Origin of the sequence: Microbulbifer celer, from assembly GCF_020991125.1 — a bacterium.
In the GTDB taxonomy this organism is placed as follows: domain Bacteria; phylum Pseudomonadota; class Gammaproteobacteria; order Pseudomonadales; family Cellvibrionaceae; genus Microbulbifer; species Microbulbifer celer.
In genome coordinates this window covers 4,058,375-4,076,089 of sequence record NZ_CP087715.1, presented here as the reverse complement: position 1 = coordinate 4,076,089, position 17,715 = coordinate 4,058,375, and the positions used below count along the sequence as shown (strand labels likewise).

16 protein-coding genes are annotated in these 17,715 nt (G+C 59.4%); 7 read left to right on the top strand and 9 right to left on the bottom strand.

Translation table 11 applies throughout. The annotated features are described in order from the left end of the window. Nucleotides 1-101 precede the first annotated feature (101 nt). A complete protein-coding gene (locus tag LPW13_RS17065; protein WP_230437197.1) occupies nt 102-887 on the top strand; it encodes a 3-hydroxybutyrate dehydrogenase in 786 nt (261 codons plus the stop codon). Further along, complete coding sequence (locus LPW13_RS17060) at nt 872-1,549, top strand: response regulator (RefSeq protein ID WP_230437196.1); 678 nt, start codon at nt 872-874, stop codon at nt 1,547-1,549. The genes LPW13_RS17065 and LPW13_RS17060 overlap by 16 nt, the downstream gene beginning before the upstream one ends. Before the next feature lie 177 nt (nt 1,550-1,726). On the opposite strand, the gene LPW13_RS17055 is transcribed toward LPW13_RS17060, so the two are convergent. From LPW13_RS17055 to LPW13_RS17045, 3 genes are all read right to left on the bottom strand, one after another. Beyond that, on the bottom strand, nt 1,727-2,671 hold the full coding sequence (locus LPW13_RS17055; protein WP_230437195.1) for an alpha/beta hydrolase: 945 nt from the start codon (nt 2,669-2,671) through the stop codon (nt 1,727-1,729). After that, nucleotides 2,658-3,863 carry an MFS transporter gene (locus LPW13_RS17050; protein ID WP_230437194.1) on the bottom strand — a complete coding sequence of 402 codons (1,206 nt, stop codon included), beginning with the start codon at nt 3,861-3,863 and terminating at the stop codon, nt 2,658-2,660. The genes LPW13_RS17055 and LPW13_RS17050 overlap by 14 nt, the downstream gene beginning before the upstream one ends. A 97-nt stretch (nt 3,864-3,960) precedes the next feature. Continuing rightward, complete coding sequence (locus tag LPW13_RS17045; protein ID WP_230437193.1) at nt 3,961-7,407, bottom strand: PAS domain-containing hybrid sensor histidine kinase/response regulator; 3,447 nt, start codon at nt 7,405-7,407, stop codon at nt 3,961-3,963. Between the two features lie 180 nt (nt 7,408-7,587). Here LPW13_RS17045 and LPW13_RS17040 point away from each other — a divergent pair, with 180 nt between their 5' ends. From LPW13_RS17040 to LPW13_RS17025, 4 genes are all read left to right on the top strand, one after another. After that, a complete protein-coding gene (locus LPW13_RS17040) occupies nt 7,588-9,795 on the top strand; it encodes a TonB-dependent receptor (RefSeq protein WP_230437192.1) in 2,208 nt (735 codons plus the stop codon). Nucleotides 9,796-9,988: 193 nt separating this feature from the next. Then, nucleotides 9,989-10,291 carry a hypothetical protein gene (locus LPW13_RS17035; RefSeq protein ID WP_230437191.1) on the top strand — a complete coding sequence of 101 codons (303 nt, stop codon included), beginning with the start codon at nt 9,989-9,991 and terminating at the stop codon, nt 10,289-10,291. 163 nt (nt 10,292-10,454) lie between these two features. Then, nucleotides 10,455-10,928 carry an META domain-containing protein gene (locus LPW13_RS17030; RefSeq protein WP_230437190.1) on the top strand — a complete coding sequence of 158 codons (474 nt, stop codon included), beginning with the start codon at nt 10,455-10,457 and terminating at the stop codon, nt 10,926-10,928. 123 nt (nt 10,929-11,051) lie between these two features. Continuing rightward, the gene (locus tag LPW13_RS17025; RefSeq protein ID WP_230437189.1) at nt 11,052-11,618 is read left to right on the top strand and encodes an META domain-containing protein; all 567 of its coding nucleotides are present in this window, start codon (nt 11,052-11,054) and stop codon (nt 11,616-11,618) included. 382 nt (nt 11,619-12,000) lie between these two features. Here LPW13_RS17025 and smrA read toward each other — a convergent pair whose 3' ends face one another. The 6 genes from smrA to LPW13_RS16995 form a co-directional block, all read right to left on the bottom strand. Beyond that, nucleotides 12,001-12,588, bottom strand: a complete 588-nt coding sequence (gene smrA, locus LPW13_RS17020) for a DNA endonuclease SmrA (RefSeq protein ID WP_268932706.1) — start codon at nt 12,586-12,588, stop codon at nt 12,001-12,003. Nucleotides 12,589-12,674: 86 nt separating this feature from the next. Further along, a complete protein-coding gene (locus LPW13_RS17015) occupies nt 12,675-13,538 on the bottom strand; it encodes an SDR family oxidoreductase (RefSeq protein WP_230437188.1) in 864 nt (287 codons plus the stop codon). Between the two features lie 20 nt (nt 13,539-13,558). Beyond that, the gene (locus tag LPW13_RS17010) at nt 13,559-14,014 is read right to left on the bottom strand and encodes an acyl-CoA thioesterase (protein ID WP_230437187.1); all 456 of its coding nucleotides are present in this window, start codon (nt 14,012-14,014) and stop codon (nt 13,559-13,561) included. Between the two features lie 252 nt (nt 14,015-14,266). Further along, complete coding sequence (secB, locus tag LPW13_RS17005) at nt 14,267-14,755, bottom strand: protein-export chaperone SecB (protein WP_230437186.1); 489 nt, start codon at nt 14,753-14,755, stop codon at nt 14,267-14,269. A 308-nt stretch (nt 14,756-15,063) separates the two neighbouring features. Then, nucleotides 15,064-15,318 (bottom strand): glutaredoxin 3, encoded by a 255-nt coding sequence (gene grxC / locus LPW13_RS17000; protein ID WP_230437185.1) that lies wholly within the window; start codon nt 15,316-15,318, stop codon nt 15,064-15,066. Between the two features lie 30 nt (nt 15,319-15,348). Continuing rightward, entirely contained in the window at nt 15,349-15,759 is a 411-nt protein-coding gene (locus LPW13_RS16995; RefSeq protein ID WP_230437184.1) for a rhodanese-like domain-containing protein, read from the bottom strand. 372 nt (nt 15,760-16,131) lie between these two features. Between LPW13_RS16995 and gpmI the strand changes: the two genes are divergently transcribed. Further along, nucleotides 16,132-17,679: a 2,3-bisphosphoglycerate-independent phosphoglycerate mutase gene (gene gpmI / locus LPW13_RS16990; protein ID WP_230437183.1), complete on the top strand. Its 1,548-nt coding sequence runs from the start codon at nt 16,132-16,134 to the stop codon at nt 17,677-17,679. Nucleotides 17,680-17,715: the final 36 nt, after the last annotated feature.

Genomic DNA, 17,715 nt, shown 5'->3' with positions numbered 1-17,715 from the left:
CGGGGTATGGGGCCATCTCATACCTTGGTCATACAGACCCGCCACTCCCGCCGCTGATAGCATTTCATCATAGAAATGGTTAACAGCCGCGGGAGTTTTCAGTGCAGCAGGATCAATCTCAAACGGTACTCGTGACCGGCTCTACCAGTGGTATCGGTCTCGCCATTGCGCACACCTTCGCCGCGGCAGGTCACAATGTGATGTTGCACGGTCTCGAGAATGTACAGCAGGGCCGAGCGCTGTGTGAACAGCTGACCCGGTACGGTGTAAATGCCGGCTTCAGCAACGCCGATATCGCCACCGAAACCGGCTGCAGCCGGCTGATCGCGGATACTCGCGAGGCTATCGGCCATCCCTCCGTACTGGTCAACAATGCCGGCGTTCAGCACACCGCGCCCGCCCATGAATTTCCCACGGATAAATGGCAACAGATTCTGTCGGTAAACCTGAGCGCGACGTTTTTCCTGAGCAAGGAAATACTGCCCGCGATGCGCGCCGGCCAATGGGGCCGCATCATCAATATCGCTTCGGTACACGGCCTTGTTGCGTCGGAACAAAAAGCCGCTTACTGCGCCGCCAAGCATGGCCTGGTGGGACTGACCAAGGTGTTGGCGCTGGAGAATGCCGACTGCAATATCACCGCCAATGCCATCTGTCCGGGCTGGGTGGAAACGCCCTTGATCCAACCGCAGATAGAATCCATTGCGCGGAACGAGTCAGTAGATATGGATGCGGCCCGCGCGCAGCTGGTGGGCGCCAAGCAACCCCTGGCACAGGCCACCACCCCCGATGCCATCGCGCAGCTCGCACTGTATTTGTGTGGAAAATTCGCCAATACCATTACCGGTGCGGCGCTACCGGTGGACGGTGGATGGACCGCGCAGTAGTATCTTCAGCACCCGACTACTTTACTTTGCAGGGTGCTGCCGTGAATTATCAGTTGCTGATTGCCGATGACCATCCGCTGTATCGGGATGCCCTGGCGACAACCCTCTCCAACCACTTCTCCGACGCGAAACTGGCGCAGAGCGAGGATCTCGACTCGACGCTGACCCGCCTGGCCCATTCCGAAATCGATCTTCTGCTGCTGGATTTGAATATGCCGGGCAGTGAGGGGTTCAGTGGCCTGGCACGTATTCGCAATGATTTTCCGGCGGTGCCGGTGGTGGTGGTTTCCGGCAGTGACCGACATTCAGTAGTGCAACAGGCCGCGGGCCTCGGGGCCAGTGGCTTTCTGTCCAAAACGGCGCGGCCAGAGGAGATTCTGCGGTGCATTGAGTGTGTGCTTGCAGGGGACCAGTGGTTCAGTGAAGAGGCACTGGCGGGGGAAAGTGAGAGTGTGCTGGCGGAAAAGCTGAACCTTCTGACACCGCAGCAACTGAAAATATTCCAGATGATTGCCCGCGGGATGCTGAACAAGCAGATTGCCTACGACCTGGACATTACCGAACCCACAGTAAAAAGCCATGTCACTGCAATTTTACGCAAGCTCGAACTCAGGGATCGCAAACAGCTGATTCGTGAGGCGCAGGCTTTGATTCGGGTTTGATCCTCGTAATCAATCCGTAGTTACTCAAGCTCTGCTTGGAGTTCGATGGCGGTGGAGTACCGGGTGCGGATTTTCAGGACCGCGGTGAACCCATCCCTGGGCGCCGCGGCGCAAACATCCTGTTTGCGCCGCTCCTGAAAATCCGCACCCGGCACTCCACCTAAAATTTAAGTTAATTTACTTCGTAAGCGAATCCAGCAAATATTCAGCAACCCGCGAATAAACTTGTTCACAAGCCTCGGGAACCAACCCTTCCAGATTCAAAAACGCATGAATCATATCGTCAAAATTTACGTGTTCCGCTTCTGATCCACCCTCACGCACCTTCTGCACATACAGAACCCCTTCATCCCGCAACGGACAAAACCCGGCAGTGATCACCAGAGACCGGGGTAAACGCGCGGTAAATTCTCCGTGTAGTGGAGACGCCAGGTAGGGGTTTTCCGCGTTCTGAAAATAGTTTTCGAAATACCACTGGATCTTTGCGTTCTCCAGCAGATAACCGCGACCATTTTCCGCAATTGATGGCACGCTCATGGTGTAATCCAGGCTTGGATAAACCAGCACCTGCGCATCGATAGTGTGCGGCTGATGTTGCAGCAGGCGGGAGGCGGAAGCACACAGTGCGCCGCCGCCGGAATCCCCCATCAACACCCAGCGGCCATTGTGCGCAATGCCTTTTTTATCCAGTGCCGAGCCCAGATGGCGCACCACACTGATCAGATCGTTTAGCGCCGCCGGGTAAGGGTTTTCCGGTGCGAGGCGGTATTCAACCGAAACCAGGGTGCGCCCACAGGCCGCCGCCATCCGTCGACAGATGGGATCGTAGACGGAAACACTGCCCGCCATATGTCCGCCGCCGTGACAGAAAATAATGGCACTCTTCTCTGCCGATGCGCCTTCTGGTTGATAGATCCGCACCGGAACCGCGTATTCACCACCAGCTACCAGGGTTTCCACGACCGGCATTTCCGGGCCGGGTTCCACGAATGTTCGCGTCAGGTTGGCGAGGCTCTCGCGGGCGGCAATCGGCGTGGGCTCAAACCCCGCCGCTTTCAACTGCGCCATCTGCGCGTTGACGACCTCCAGCCACTCGGCGAGCCTGGGATTAAGCTGTCGCATTTTCGGCCTCCAATGTCTGATCCGTTGCGCTGGCTTTCTTGCCGCTCTCTGGCAGCAGGAAACTGAATACAAACAGCGAAGCCGAACAGGCCACGGCGAAATAGGCCGCAGTGGCGGGTTCGCCACTCATGTCTGCCAATAAGCCGGCGCCGTACATGAGTACCGTTTCCACGCCGTAAGAAATGGACCAGAACATGGCAAAGGTGACGGTAATTCTGCCCGGTGTCATGCCCGGCAATTCCTGCGGCAGGGTAACCAGCGCGGTCATCGGCAGGAACATGCAGAAACCGGCCATGGCCGCCGCCGCGTAGGCAATGATCGGTTCACGGCTGACCAGCATGATCGCGGCGAATATCACCAGCGCCAGCCCGGAATAACGCAGCACCGGAAGTCGCAGCGGAAAGCGCTTGGTAACGATAATGCCCGCAACCGTACCCACCATCCCCGCGGCGATCATCACCGCCGACAGATGGCTGCTCGCCACCGCAAAGCCATCGATCAAGGGGAACAGCGCGAACACCGAGATATAGCAGAACAGCACACCGCAGTAAGCCAGCGGCAGCCACCAGTTGAAGCTTTCCCGCACACCCTCTTTCAGGCCGTATTTTTCCTGTGGTTTGTCGGCGCCGCCGGACAGGGAAAAGTTTTCCGCACTCAGCCACCACAGCACACCCAACGCCAGCACCATCACGCCGTACAGCGCCACCACCGATTGCCAGCTGCCGAGCAGCGCTGCGAGAGTACCGGTGGAAAGCAGTGCAAGCAGGTTGCCGGTATTGAAGGCCGCCGCGTTGATGCCGTTGATCATAGGGCGCTCTTCGGCGGAAAAGTAATGCAGCACCACCGGGGCGAAGTAGACAATCGCCAGCGCACCGCCGAGGCCGAGGGCGAGGCGCGACATCAGCCAGGCAGCGTAGCTGTCCGCCAGGGCACCGAAGCCGCCGGCGGCAATCAACACAATGGCCAGCGCAAATGCGCGCTTGGCACCGAGCCGCATCAGTAACGCGGCCGCAGCCAGGTTACCGACGATCTTGGCAATGGTAATCACATTACTGCCCCAGGTGGCGTTGGCGAACCCCTCTTCGCCAAAGGACGACTGGATCGCTGGGGTCAGTATGGCGCCGGAGACCCAGCTGGCTGCGAACAGTGCGTAGGCACTGAACATCAAGATTTCCAACAGATACTTTTTCATCGCTGTTACCGCTGATTGTGTTGTTGTTTTTATCAATACTTTTCAGGCTTACATTTCGGGTTTAGGGGATCAGACTGCGCTGCCAGCCAGGCTTTGCCTATACGACCTTGGTAGCAGGGTTCTCCGGCGCCGCCGCGCGTCGGATTTTCTGGTGCTGCTGCAACAGTGCCCGCAGTGCCGCCGGGCGCAGGGGTTTCTGCAGGAACTGCCAGCCGGCACTGCGCGCGCGGTGTTTGACGGTATCGGTATTTTCCGCGGAGACGATCACACAGGGGGCCTCTGCCTCCCACTGTGAGAGCAGCGCCGCGGCGAGATCGATGCCGTTGTCACCGTCGTCCAGGTGGAAATCCATCAACAGCAGATCGGGCTCGGTCGCCTGCAGCGCGTCACTGCGATTGCGCGCGCAGTGCACTTCGCACCCCCAACCCTGTAACAGAGCCGACATGGCCTCGAGAATCGATGGCTCGTTATCCACACACAAAACCCGTAGATCCAGCCTGCTACTGCGCGCTCCCTGCATCGGCTGCGCGGTGCGCGGTTCCCGGGTGGCGCGCGCCCGGGGCAGGCGCACCCGGAATACGCTGCCTTTACCGGGCACGGAGGACAGGGTGATCGGGCTGTGCAACAGCCGACACAGCCGCTCCACGGTGGCGAGCCCCAGGCCGTAACCGTGTTGACGTGCGCTGTCTGACTCCTGTGAGCCGGATTCCTGAGAAGCCACAGGCGTAAGCCGGCAGAATTCGCGGAAAATCGCCTGCTGCTGTTGTTCGGCAATCCCCTCGCCGGTATCCCAGACTTCCAGAGAAAGTTCGCTGCCGCGGCGGCGCGCACCGATCAGCACGCCGCCTTCGCGGGTGTATTTCACCGCGTTGTCCAGCAGGTTCTGCACTACCCGGCGCAACATTTTGGCATCGCTGTGTACCCACAGGTGGCAGGGGCGGTAGCGCAGGCGGATACCGCGCTGGCCGGCGGCCGCCCGCGCCTGGGCCACCGCATCGTCGAGAATGCCGTCCAGGGAAACCGCGGCGAAACTGGGGCGGATGTCCCCGGCGTCCATACGCGCAATCTGCAACATGTCGGTGATCAATTGCTCGGCGGCCGCCAGGGCACGGTCCGCGCGGGTCAGCAACTGACGGCTACCGTCTTCCAGTTCCCGCGCAGCGAGGGCATCCAGAAACAGCCGACTCGCATTCAGCGGCTGCACCAGGTCGTGACTGGCAGCGGCGAGGAAACGGGTCTTGCCGGCACTGGCGGCGTGCAACTCTTGGTTCAGTGCCGACAGCTCACCATTAAGAGACTGCAATTCCTCATTGACGGTTTCCAGTTCCGCGGTGCGGCTGGTGACTTTCTGCTCCAGGGAATTGCGGATTTCGGTGAGCTGCGCCAGTGCGTGCTGGTAGTCGGAGACATCGGTATAGGTGGTGACAAAGCCGCCGCCGGGGAGCGGATTGCCGCGGATTTCCAGTACCGTACCATCGGTGCGGTGACGCTGTACGCGGTAGGCAGTGCCGTTGCGCAGGTGCTCCACCCGTTTTTGCACATGGTCTTCCACATCCCCGGGACCGCACTCGCCGCGGCTGGCGTTGTAGCGCACCAGCTCCGCCACCGGGCGGCCGACATAGATCATTTCCGACGGATAGTGGAACAGGTCAAGGTAGCGGCGGTTCCAGGCCACCAGGTTGAGATTGGCATCCACCACCGAGATGCCCTGATCGATATTGTCGATGCTGCTCTGCAACAGGCCGCGCCCGAACTGGTAAATGTCCGTGGCCTGATCCAGTTGTTGGTCCACCCCCGCAGTTTCGCTCAGCTGCCGCACCAGACGTCGGGCGCTGGTACTGCCGACGATACCGGCGAGAATCTTTTCCACCGCCTCGCCATAGCCCGACGCCGCCTCCCGGCCACCAGCTGTCTCGAGGAACGGCGCCAGTGCGCGATCCGCCGCGTCTTCCCCTACAAAGCGCGCCAGCAGCAGGCGCAGACGCGCCTTGTCCACTGGCGCCGACGCCACCACCGCGGTAGCCGGCCGCCATTGATGTAATGCCAGAGACAACAGCACCAGTACCAGGGCATTCAATCCGAGACCAAACAGGCAACTGGTGGTGAGCGGGTTCCAGCCCAGGTTCAGGGACTGCGTGATGGCATCTACGCCACCCAACGCCGCCGGCAGTGCCGACAGCGCCCAGATTGCAGCGCCCACCAGCAATCCCGCCATCACCGCTGCTGCCCGCAGCCGCGGCCAGCCCGCAGGCCATACCACTGCGGCGATCATCGCCGGCGCTAATTGTGCGGCCAGCGCCAGTGACAGCAGGCCGAAGGTGCCCAGGCTGACCCCGGATCCGATCAACTCACTGACCCCGAACGCCGCCAGCATCAGCAAACCGATGATCACCCGCCGCACGCGCCGCAGATCCGCCCCCAGCACCTGACCCGAGGGGCGGCGCTGCAGGCGGCGCAGCCACCAGGGCACGATCATGGTATTGGCGATCATGGTGGACAGGGCGATGGTGGCGATAATCACCATACTGGAGCCGGCGGAGAGACCGCCGACAAACGCCAGCAAGGCCAGCCAGGGCGTGCCGCTCTCCAGGGGCAGGCCGAGTACAAAGCGCTCGGCGTTGTCGTACTGGTCCGGCAACCACAACAGGCCGCCATAGCCGACAATCAGAATCGCTACCGATACGATACCGAGATAGAGGGGAATCAACTTGCGCACCGGGCCGATATCCCGCGCATCGTCACTTTCGATCATCAGGATGTGGAATTGTCGCGGCAGGCAGAAGATCGCCGCCATTCCCAGCACCACCACCGCAAGATAACCGGTATCGGCCGGGCGGCTGCTGGCAATCGCCTCCACACGGGCGCTGGCAAGCGCGGTGCGCGCCAGGTCAACACTGCCCTCAAACGCAGAACTCACCACAAACCAGGCTACTGCCACCAGCGCGCCGATCTTCACCAGCGCCTCAAACGCCACCGCCAGCAACATGCCATTGCGGTGCACGCTGCTGTCGATATGACGGGTACCGAACAACAGCGCAAACAGGCCCAGGGTGGCACTTACCACCCCGGTGACCACCGAACCGCTGGTTTCGTCGCGCCCGGTGTTCTGGGCCAGCAGCAGAAAACTGTCGGCGACGGCGCGCAATTGCAGCGACAGGTAGGGCACGATGGCAACAACCGCCAGCAGCGCCACCGTGGCGGCGAGCCACTGGGAGCCGCCGTACTGGGCACTGATAAAGTCCGCCACGGAAGTGGAGCCCTGCTGCTTGGACAGGCGCACAAAACGCATCAGCAGGGGCGCGCCGAAGATCAGCATCAGACTGGCACCGACAAAGGTGGGAGGCAGCAGCCAGCCTTCCTCCACCGCCTGCGCCGACGTGCCGAAGAACATCCAGGCGCTGGTATAGGTACCGGCAAGCGCCAGCATCACTGGCTTGAACGGGCGGATACGGGCTGCCGGCAGCCGGTCACCCCAGAAGGCGATGGCAAACAACAACAGCAGATAGCTGAGACCGACGGCGGCCAGTAAAGTCAGACTGAACACATGGCACCTGATTCATTATTCTGTTTATATGAACCAGAGTACCCGATCGCCTGTTTTTTGTCCCACGCTGGTTTCGGCTCCAGCGTCATACCTTGGTCTAGCAGGCAAGGGGGCAATCAGCCGATAGAGTGCAAATCCGAAACTTACAAAATAACCATAAATTGGTGATCGGAGAGAGTCATGCGCAAAACTATCAAGTTCAACCCTATCGCCGTGGGCGTCATGCTCGCCTGCGGCGCCAGCCTGTCCCATGCAGACCCGCAACTGGAAGAAGTGACCGTTACCGCGCAGAAGCGCGAACAGTCCCTGCAGGAAGTGCCCGTGGCGGTGACCGCGATCAGCTCAGACCAGCTGATGCAGAACGGAGTCAGCGATCTCACCGATGTACAGAAGCTGTCTCCCAATACTACGCTACAGGCGAGCCGCGGCACCAACTCCACCCTGACCGCGTTTATCCGCGGCATCGGTCAACAGGACCCGCTGTGGGGCTTCGAACCGGGTGTGGGTATTTATATAGATGATGTGTACATTGCGCGTCCACAGGGTGCGGTACTCGACATTCTCGACGTAGAACGAGTGGAAGTCCTGCGCGGTCCGCAGGGCACCCTGTACGGTAAGAACACCATTGGTGGCGCGGTTAAATATGTCACCAAGAAGATGACCGGCGATACCGAAGTGAATATCGGTGGCACACTGGGCTCTTATAACCAGCGCGATATTAAAGTGGCGGCCTCCACCGCGATTTCCGAAACCGTCAATATCGGCGGCGCCATTGCCAGCTTCCAGCGCGACGGCTTTGGCGAGAACGTCCGCACCGGGGAAGACCAATACAACAAAGATGTGCTCAGTGGTCGCTTCGCGGTGGAGTGGAATCCCAGTGATACCGTCTGGGTACGCCTCGCCGGTGACAAAACCATCGACGAATCTGCTCCCAAACACGGCTACCGACTCGTCGAGGGTCTCGCAGGAGAGCCTGTCCTGAACAGTGTCTACGACACCGAATCCAATATGCCGGCGGAAAACCTGGTGGAAACCAGTGGTATGTCTCTGACTGCTGAATGGCAAATGTCCGATAGCGTCACGGTCAAATCAATCACTGCGCACCGAACTGGTGAGACCGAAACCGCAATCGATTTCGACAGTGTCAATCGTCCGGACTTCGATGTCCCCGCTTATTATGAGGATGATCAGACCACGCAGGAATTCCAGTTGATCTGGGAAGGCGACAATGCCGATCTGGTCAGCGGCCTTTATTACTACACGGGTACCGCAGCGGGTGCATTCGATGCCGTACTCGGGTACGTGAACCTGAACGACCCGGAAGCTGAGCCAACTCTGCCGGTAGGATTGACACAGCAGGTTGCCGGCTCCGTGGATACCACCAGTCTTTCCGCTTACGCGCACTACAACTGGCGGTTTGCCGAAGACTGGAATCTCAGTCTCGGCGGACGTTATACCAAAGATGAAAAAGACGCCGAGGTATTCAAAGCCAACTTCGCCGGTTTATACAGCCCTACGTTTGCCGGCAAATATAACCCCGGCCAACCGGCAGCCATTTTCCTCGGCGCGCTGACCGACTATGAAAACAGCGACAGCTGGGGTCAGTTTACCCCGCACGTCGGTCTGGATTACCAGATTGATGACGACACCATGGTGTACGCCACCTATAGCGCCGGCTTCAAAAGCGGTGGTTTCGATATGCGCGGCGACGCCAGTGTTCTGCCCTCGACCGTCGACGGCTTTGATCCGGAAACCGTGGACACCTACGAGCTCGGGGTAAAGTCTGACCTGTTCAGCAATCGACTGCGCCTGAACGCCGCCGCGTTCCGCGCCGACTACAACGATATGCAGGTAACCGTTCAGCAGTTCACGCCCGGCGGCGGCTTCTCCAGTGCGGTACTGAATGCCGGTGAGGCACGTATTCAGGGGCTGGAACTCGAAGCCACCCTGGCGATGACCGACAACCTGCTGGCGAATTTGACCCTGGGCCTCGCGGATACCGAGTTCCTGGAGTTCATTTCCGGCGGTGTGGATGTGTCTGATGAACGGGACATGCAAAACACTCCAGACACCACCGCGATGTTCCAGTTGAACTACTCCATGGTCATGGATAACGGAGCAGAGCTGGTATTCCTGCCCACGGTTTCCTACCGCGCAGACACCCAGATCTTTGAAACTCCCAGTATTCTCGACCAGGAGGCCTATACTCTGGTGGATATGACGGCGACTTACTACAGCCCGAGCGGTGACTGGAATATGAGCCTGGTCGGTAAGAACCTGGCCGACAAAGAGTACCGGATCGCTGGCTACGGTTTCGGTGGCGCCTTCGATACCGGCTTCTACGGCGCGCCGCGCACCATCGCTCTCACCGGCAGCTACAACTTCTAAAAACCCGTCTCTCACAGTGTTGCGTATTGATTGGGGCCCCGATGGGCCCCTTTTTTGTCGCACCAGTTTTTCTTTCGGCGCAGCCTTAAACAAATTGGCGCATGCATCCACACTTTGGCAGCTGGCTCTTCTAGTCTGAACAGTGAGGGCGGCGGAAATCCCGCCTTCTCCAATCAGCCAATGAGGTATCAGCGTGCAGAAATTGAGTAGTATTCTGCTGGCTGCGGCGGTAGCGGCAGGGATTGTCGCCGGTTGCACCGCAACCGAGTCGAAAGAGGAGAGCCACGCAATCAGGACTTTCAGCCAATCCCAGGGATCCGGTGAACGCACCCCGGAACACCTCTACATCCGCTCCGAAGAAGCCCCGCCGGTCACCATCCCGGCCAACGCGCCCAGGCGCAGCCCCAAGTCCCTGAACGTCAACGGTGCCAAATTCCGCTGCTATGAACGGGAAATGGACAACAAGATTGTTGTGCGCTGCGTACGTCAGACCTGAGCTTCCCCAGCGCCCCAACCTAAGCAAGACTGGCGACGGGGGCGGACGGTCACACAGTAAACCGTGAACGTCACCGCACCAGCTTGGCGCCTTTTTCGTCTCAGCCATGACAGGCGCAACTATGATTGGGTAAGTCGCAACGATATGGGCAGGGAGCTCAAGTATGAAATCACATCTGCTGATCTGGCTGGCCGGCCTGGCCATACTGATCGCCGGCTGTATGGGTATGGACTCGAAGGACTCGGGTCCCACTCAGACACCGGGCACGCTTTCCAGTGTCTGCGAGGGTAAATGGCAGATGCGCCTGCTGCGCCTCGATGGCGAAGCAGTGACAGTCTCCGAGCCGGAGACATTCACTTTCCTGTGCAACGCCAACGGCGAAGCCATGGGCAAGAGCGGCCTCAACACCTATCGCGGCGCCATGCAGATCACCGATACCGGCCAGCTTCTGTGGGATACCAGCAGCTTCGCCTCTACCAAAATGGCGGGGCCTCCCGCGGTGATGGCGCAGGAACAGCAGTATCTCGGCGCCCTGTCGCGCACTACCCAGGCATTTGTAAAAAGTGGTGGTGGTCGCCTGATCCTGCGCGATGCCTCCGGCAATACCTTTATCGAGTACATTCGCGTAGGTCGCTAGCGCGCGGACCGGGCGCAGCAGGTTCCACTCCCCTCTCCGGCAAGTACCGGTAAGTACTTATTGGTCACAGACCGGGGAGGGAAAATCATGTTAAATGGCGCAAACAGCTATTGGAATTCCTTCATGCTCTGTCCGCGTCACATCCGTTCTTCCCTGGCCGGCGTTCCCGCCTGTCTGGGTGCGTTTTCTTTCGGACCTTCCGCTCTGCTCCTACTGTCCCTTATAGCCGCTAATGCCCTTACCGGCTGCGGTGGCCCCGCTCAGGTATCCCAACCGCAATCCTCCCGTCAGACTGTGACTACGGAAAGCCTGTGCGCACGCCAGTGGCTATTGAAAGAGCTGAGGGTGGATGGGCGCGATCACCGCCTGTCGATGTTCTGGCAAAAAATGTGGCGGGACCGCCCCTACCTGACCTGCGACAAACTGGGATTCGTGCGCGGCAGTGCCGGATCCAACCCCTACCTGGGTAAATTCTCCCTCGATGACAACGGTTCGATCCAGTGGCTGAAGCCACCCGAGATTTCCCGCCTGGGGGATCGCCGTGAAAGCAGCAAGCTGGAGGAGGACTTTCTACTGGCGCTGCCGCGGGTGGATCACGTAGAGGCCAGCGGTGAAACCCTGACCCTCACCGGCGGAGACGGCACCCGCCTGCAATTCAAACAGACCCGCGAACTCCCTCCGGCGCCCTGAAGGAGCTTTACAGGCCTTTCCGGGCAAACAAAAAAAGGCGGCCAATGGCCGCCTGAATCATTCAAGAAGGGTCTCCATTCGCAAGTGCGAACTTCGATACCTTATTCCCGATACTCTTTTCGACGCACCGGGAATCCTCCAAAGTGGAGGCACTTCCAACTCGGAAGCATTAAGCACACCAAAATGGTGAGATGCAAAGAGAGAAGAAGAACAACGAGCGTCTCGGTTGGGTTGCGCGATGAAAACAACCCGACAAGCAACGTTTCGTTGTGGAAAGCATATTAGTGGCGGCAAGTGACAAACAGATTACGGGCAGTCACTTTTACGATAAAAATCCATTGAGTGTGCAGTCGGCACACGCACAGCTGCTCTCAGTGACTTTTTACAGGCGGCGCGAATGCTGCTCCCAATTCTGCTGCCGTTTACGTTCGCTTTTACGCAACAGGATATAGGTTGCCCCGAGGCCACCGTGCTGTTTCTGGGCGCTGTGAAACGCAAGCACTTCGGATAGCTGGGGCAGCCAGGCGTTGAGGCAGCTTTTCAGTACTGCCGGCTGTTTGCGGCCCTCGCCCTTGCCGTGGGTCACCAGAGCACAGCGCACATCCGCTTCCATACAATCGCGCACAAACTGGTACAGCACGCTGCGGGCCATTTCTACGGTGTGATTATGCAGGTCCAGGCGCGCGTCCACCTGGTATTTGCCCAGGCGCAGGTTGCGATAAACCCCATTTTGAACACCATCGCGTTTGAACTCGATCGGGTCCCGGGGATCCACCGGATCGACAAACTCACCTCCCAGGGGATTGAGCTCGCGGGCTGTCTGGGCGGTGGCGGCCTCGCGGCGGGCGCGCAGATTGAGATTACTATCGACTGCTTTCTTCAGGGATGCCTGCTGCTTTTCCCGCGGCAGGGGTTTCACATCCCCCAGTGCGCCCATCGCACCTTTGAACAAATCGCTTTCGTCTGCCAACTGCTCGTCCACCACTTCTTCATCTACATCTACATCTACCACGTCGGCCCCCGTAACTGCCCAGCCCGTCTCTCGGCGATGCCAGGTCAGGGATCCAGAAACAGATCCACTGCCAGCTCGCCGGCCTTTGCGGGATTGTGCGCATATCCGCTGAAATCTTCCACCCCCCGGTCTTCGAGCAGCTCCTCATCGATTAACTGGGTACCGCTCAGGCCCTTGTTTTTGGTACACAGCACCTCGTAGGCGGCGTCGGCCATCACCATGGGTTTGCGGCTCTGGTCGAACATCTCGCGGTTGCCGACCGCGAATTCAATCGCTGCGGTAGCCACCAGCGTGCGTGGCCACAGGGTGGCAACGCTGATGGAGGATTTCTTCAGCTCTTCCGCCAGTCCCATGCTGAGAATGGTCATGCCGAACTTGGACAACGCGTAGGGGGCAAAAGGCCCCAACCAGCGGGGCTCCAGGTTCAGTGGCGGCGACAGGCTGAGGATATGTCCGCAGTCGGACTGTTTCAGGTAGGGAATCGCCAGGTGGGCGGTGAGATAGACCGCGCGGGCGTTGATATCCAGCATCAGGTCATAGCGCTTGGGCGGGGTAGCTTCCACGCTGGTCAGACTGATGGCGCCGGCGTTGTTGATCACCGCGTCAACACCGCCAAAAGTGTCGGCGGCCTTTTTGAGCGCCCCTGCCACCTGATCTTCCTCGCGCACATCCATCTGGATCGGCAGCGCCTTGCCACCGGCGGCTTCCACCTCCTCGGCCACGGTGTGAATAGTACCGGGGAGCTTGGGGTGGGGCTCGGCGGATTTGGCGGCGATGATGATATTGGCACCATCGGCGGCACATTTGAGGGCGATGGCACGGCCGATACCGCGGCTGGCGCCGGTGATGAAGATGGTCCTGCCCTTGAGGGCGCCGGTATTCTCGGTGAGGGTGATCTCTTCGCTCATGCTGGCGCTCCTGGGTTGAATTATCCGTGGGCAGGGTCGGAGGAACCTTCCACCACTGCCGGACAGTAGATGTCTTTGAAAGTCTGGGGCATTCGCTTGGGTTTGCCAGTGGAGAGTTCGATACACACCATCTGCCAGGTGGCCCGCAGGATCAGCGCTTTGTCACTGGCACGGAATATCTGGAACGTCCGGGTCATATTGAGCCGGCCGTCGACCTTTGTGAGCCAGGTGCCGATCTGCAGTTCATCGCGCTCCCTGGCGGCCAGTATATAGTCGTACTCGGCATGACGGATTGCCATTCCCCGGTCCATGGACTGGTAGTTGGTGACATCCAGCCCCAGGTCGAGGCTGTGGGCCCAGGCGGCGCGTTCACACCAGCGCACATACTCGGCGTTGTTGGCGTGATGCAGGCCGTCTACATGTTCGGCCTGTACCTGGACTTTGTATTGGTATGGTTGCGGGAGGTCCCACTGCATGGCTCGCGCTCCGATATCTATTTTCGGGCGGTGGCGCTACCGGGTATTGGCTTGCGAGACACGCCGTGAACCCATCCATGGGGGCTCTTCTAAAACATCCCTGTTTTAGAAGGTCTCGCAAGCCAATACCCGGCATCGCCACCTTCACATTAACTTTTGCACTGCAGAAGATGTTTTACGCGTCAGGAATTTGGTCTTCCGACAGACACAAAAAAGGCTCCCGAAGGAGCCTTTTTGATCAAAAGCTGCGACTTACGCGTCAGCTTTTTCTCCAGCCTGTTGCTCGGCCTGCTTCAGGGCAGCGGCGAACAGGGCGTCGAAGTTGATCGGCGGCAGCATCAGGGCCGGGAAGGAGCCCTTGGTGACTACGTTGTCGACTACTTCGCGCGCGTACGGGAACAGGATCTGCGGGCAGGCAGTGTTCAGCGCCTGGGCCAGTTGCTGGCCTTCCAGACCTTTGATACCGAACAGGCCGGCCTGCTGCACTTCCACCAGGAATGCGGTCTCGTTTTCAACTTTGACAGTGATGGTCAGAGTCAGCGCCACTTCATACAGATCTTCGTCGATCTTGGCGGTTTTGGTGTTCAGCTCCTGATTGACCTCGGGCTTCCACTGCTTCTTGAAGATTTCGGCCCCCATTGGGGTTTCGAAAGAGAGGTCCTTCAGATAGATGCGCTGCATCGCGAACTGTATCTGTTGATCTTCTGCGTTGTTCGCCGCGCCGTTATGTTCTTCAGCCATGTCACTGCCTGTAATTCGTAATAAAAGTTATTGCCTGCCTTCCATGATCGGGAACCTCTGAAAGCCCCGCAGGGCGCGACCTGAAGACCGCAACTGCTGCGTTGCAGCTCTTGCAAAGGGCTACGGCCATTCGCGGCGAGCTGCGCCTAACAGCTGCAGCCTTCAGGTCACGCAGAGACATTGCGGACTTGCTCAGAGGTTCCCTAGAAGACTCCCTGTATGAGTCTTACTTATGGGGGCCTCGAAAACCCCTTTCAAGGCATTTCATTGAAATTTCATTGACGTTGGCGGATTGCCACGCCACCACCTCAGTCGGCCAGCATCTCGTCCAGCTCGCCGCTGCGTTCGATGGCCATCAGCTCATCGCAACCGCCTACGTGGTGCTCGCCCACCCAGATCTGGGGCACCGTGTGACTGCCCGCCTTGGCGGTCATTTCCGCGCGCAACTGCTGATCACCATCGACGGAAATCTCGGTATAGGGGATGTTCTTGTTATCCAGCAGGTACTTGGCGCGGACACAGAAGGGACAATACCGGGTGGTATAGATGACAACTTCTTTCACGATTCCGTTACCTCGACTAACAATTCCCGATCAGCCTTTGACCAGGGGGAGTTTCTGGTTCGACCACTCGGACATACCGCCTTCGAGACGACGCACAGTGTAGCCGGCCTTCTTCAACTGGCGACCGACCGGGCCCGCGTGTTGTCCCATCTTGTCTGCCAGGATCAACACCTTGTCTTTATAGGGTGCCAACTCGCCGATGCGCTTTTCCATTTCCCCATGGGGGATATGGATCGCATCCACGATATGTCCGGCGCTGTAGTCGGACCGATCCCGCAGATCCACCACCCGCGCGCCCTCCGAATTGATCAGGCGCGTGGTCTCATTGGCGGAGGCAGGTTTGCCCGCTTTCGCACGTTCGGAAAATGCCAGCACGTAAAGCAGTGCCACTAACAGACTCACCAGCAGCCACTGCTCGCTGATAAAGACGAAAAAGTCCACTTCGCCCCCAATTATTCACGGTTGTTGTTTTCAGTCGACCGGATGTCACCCATTGGTCATCCGACATGTGGCGGGCCCACTGCTACCCAGCGGCCCGCGGAAAGGCCGGGAGTATACACGACTATGCCCATTTATTGACCAGCAATTTCTCGGCGCCCTACGTGTATTCCCAACGCCTCACTTTAGCGTTCACTCAGCCTCTGCCCGGCCACTTATCCCTTTTCAGCAGGCCAATTGCGGATTAAAACCTGACCAAAGGCCTATAAACAGGTAAAATCCGCCACCTGCATTGACGCATTGGATTGCGATCCGATTGTCCGGCAACGTCGCCAACTCGACCTTCCACCCATCCAACAAAGGAATACCGAACCCATGGCAACCGCTGACTCATCCCCCAAACGCCCCCTGGTCCTGCTGATTCTGGACGGCTTCGGCCACAGTGAGCACAGCGAGCACAATGCCATTGCCGCGGCCAAGAGCCCGGTCTGGGATCAGCTGTGGGCCAACCGCCCCAAAACCCTGATCCACACCTCCGGCATGGCGGTAGGCCTGCCGGAAGGACAGATGGGCAACTCCGAGGTGGGTCACATGACCCTGGGCGCGGGCCGCGTGGTGTACCAGAACTTCACCCGCATCAACAAAGCGATCGAAGACGGCGACTTCTTCAAGAATCCCGCTTACACCGCGGCGGTAGACAAGGCCGTGGCCAACAACGGTGCGGTACACATCATGGGCCTGCTGTCTGAAGGCGGCGTGCACAGCCATGAAGACCACATTGTTGCCATGGTCACCCTGGCCGCCCAGCGCGGCGCCAGGGCCATTTACGTACACGCCTTCACCGATGGTCGCGACACCGCCCCGCGCAGCGCCGAGTCCTCCCTGGCGCGCCTCACCCAGGTGTGCGATTCCGTGGGCATGGCGCGAGTCGCCAGTATTGCCGGGCGCTACTACGCCATGGACCGCGACAACCGCTGGGATCGCGTGCAGCCGGTATACGACCTGATCACCCAGGGCACTGCCGAGTATGAAGCCGCCGATGCGGTTTCCGGCCTTGCCGCCGCCTACGAGCGCGACGAGAACGACGAATTCGTCGCGCCGACGCGTATCGGCGCGCCAGCGCCGCTGGAAGATGGCGACGCGATGATCTTCATGAACTTCCGCCCGGACCGCGCGCGCCAACTGACCCGCGCCTTCACCGATCCCGGCTTCGACGGCTTCGCGCGCGCCAAAACACCGAAACTGGCGGACTTCGTGATGACCACCGAATACGCCGGCGATATCAATGCCAGCTGTGCCTTCCCGCCGGAAGCGATGGTGAATTCCTTCGGCGAATACCTGCAGAACCAGGGCAAGACCCAGCTGCGTATCGCCGAAACCGAAAAGTATGCCCACGTCACCTTCTTCTTCAGCGGTGGTCGCGAAGAGCCCTACACCGGCGAAGAGCGTATCCTGATCAAATCCCCGGACGTAGCCACCTACGACCTGCAGCCGGAGATGAGTGCCCCCGAGGTCACCGACAAACTGGTGGCGGCGATCGAGAGCGGCAAGTTCGATGCCATCATCTGCAACTACGCCAACGGTGACATGGTCGGCCACACCGGTGACTTCGACGCGGCGGTAAAAGCGGTGGAAGCGCTGGACGGCTGTGTAGATCGCGTCACCAAGGCGGCCCTGGCCGCCGGCGGCGAGGTGTTGATCACCGCCGACCACGGCAACGTGGAAGAAATGTTCGACGCCGGCTCCGGCCAGGTCAGCACCCAGCACTCCACCCTGCCGGTACCGTTTGTGTATGTCGGTGAACGCGACGTCACCATGCGCGATGGCGGCAGCCTGGCGGATGTGGCCCCCACCATGCTGTCCCTGATGGGTATGACCCAGCCCGCAGAAATGAGCGGTGAGCCCCTGGTAAAATTGGACTGATGGTAAAGTTGGACTGAATCCTATCGAGGCAAAGCC

What these genes read in the sequence shown, in the direction of transcription:
- LPW13_RS17060 (WP_230437196.1), top strand. Translation starts at nt 872, where the DNA reads ATGGACCGCGCAGTAGTATCTTCAGCACCCGACTACTTTACTTTGCAG.
- LPW13_RS17055 (WP_230437195.1), bottom strand. Translation starts at nt 2,671, where the DNA reads ATGCGACAGCTTAATCCCAGGCTCGCCGAGTGGCTGGAGGTCGTCAAC.
- LPW13_RS17050 (WP_230437194.1), bottom strand. Translation starts at nt 3,863, where the DNA reads ATGAAAAAGTATCTGTTGGAAATCTTGATGTTCAGTGCCTACGCACTG.
- LPW13_RS17040 (WP_230437192.1), top strand. Translation starts at nt 7,588, where the DNA reads ATGCGCAAAACTATCAAGTTCAACCCTATCGCCGTGGGCGTCATGCTC.
- LPW13_RS17030 (WP_230437190.1), top strand. Translation starts at nt 10,455, where the DNA reads ATGAAATCACATCTGCTGATCTGGCTGGCCGGCCTGGCCATACTGATC.
- LPW13_RS17025 (WP_230437189.1), top strand. Translation starts at nt 11,052, where the DNA reads ATGCTCTGTCCGCGTCACATCCGTTCTTCCCTGGCCGGCGTTCCCGCC.
- LPW13_RS17015 (WP_230437188.1), bottom strand. Translation starts at nt 13,538, where the DNA reads ATGAGCGAAGAGATCACCCTCACCGAGAATACCGGCGCCCTCAAGGGC.
- LPW13_RS17010 (WP_230437187.1), bottom strand. Translation starts at nt 14,014, where the DNA reads ATGCAGTGGGACCTCCCGCAACCATACCAATACAAAGTCCAGGTACAG.
- secB (WP_230437186.1), bottom strand. Translation starts at nt 14,755, where the DNA reads ATGGCTGAAGAACATAACGGCGCGGCGAACAACGCAGAAGATCAACAG.
- gpmI (WP_230437183.1), top strand. Translation starts at nt 16,132, where the DNA reads ATGGCAACCGCTGACTCATCCCCCAAACGCCCCCTGGTCCTGCTGATT.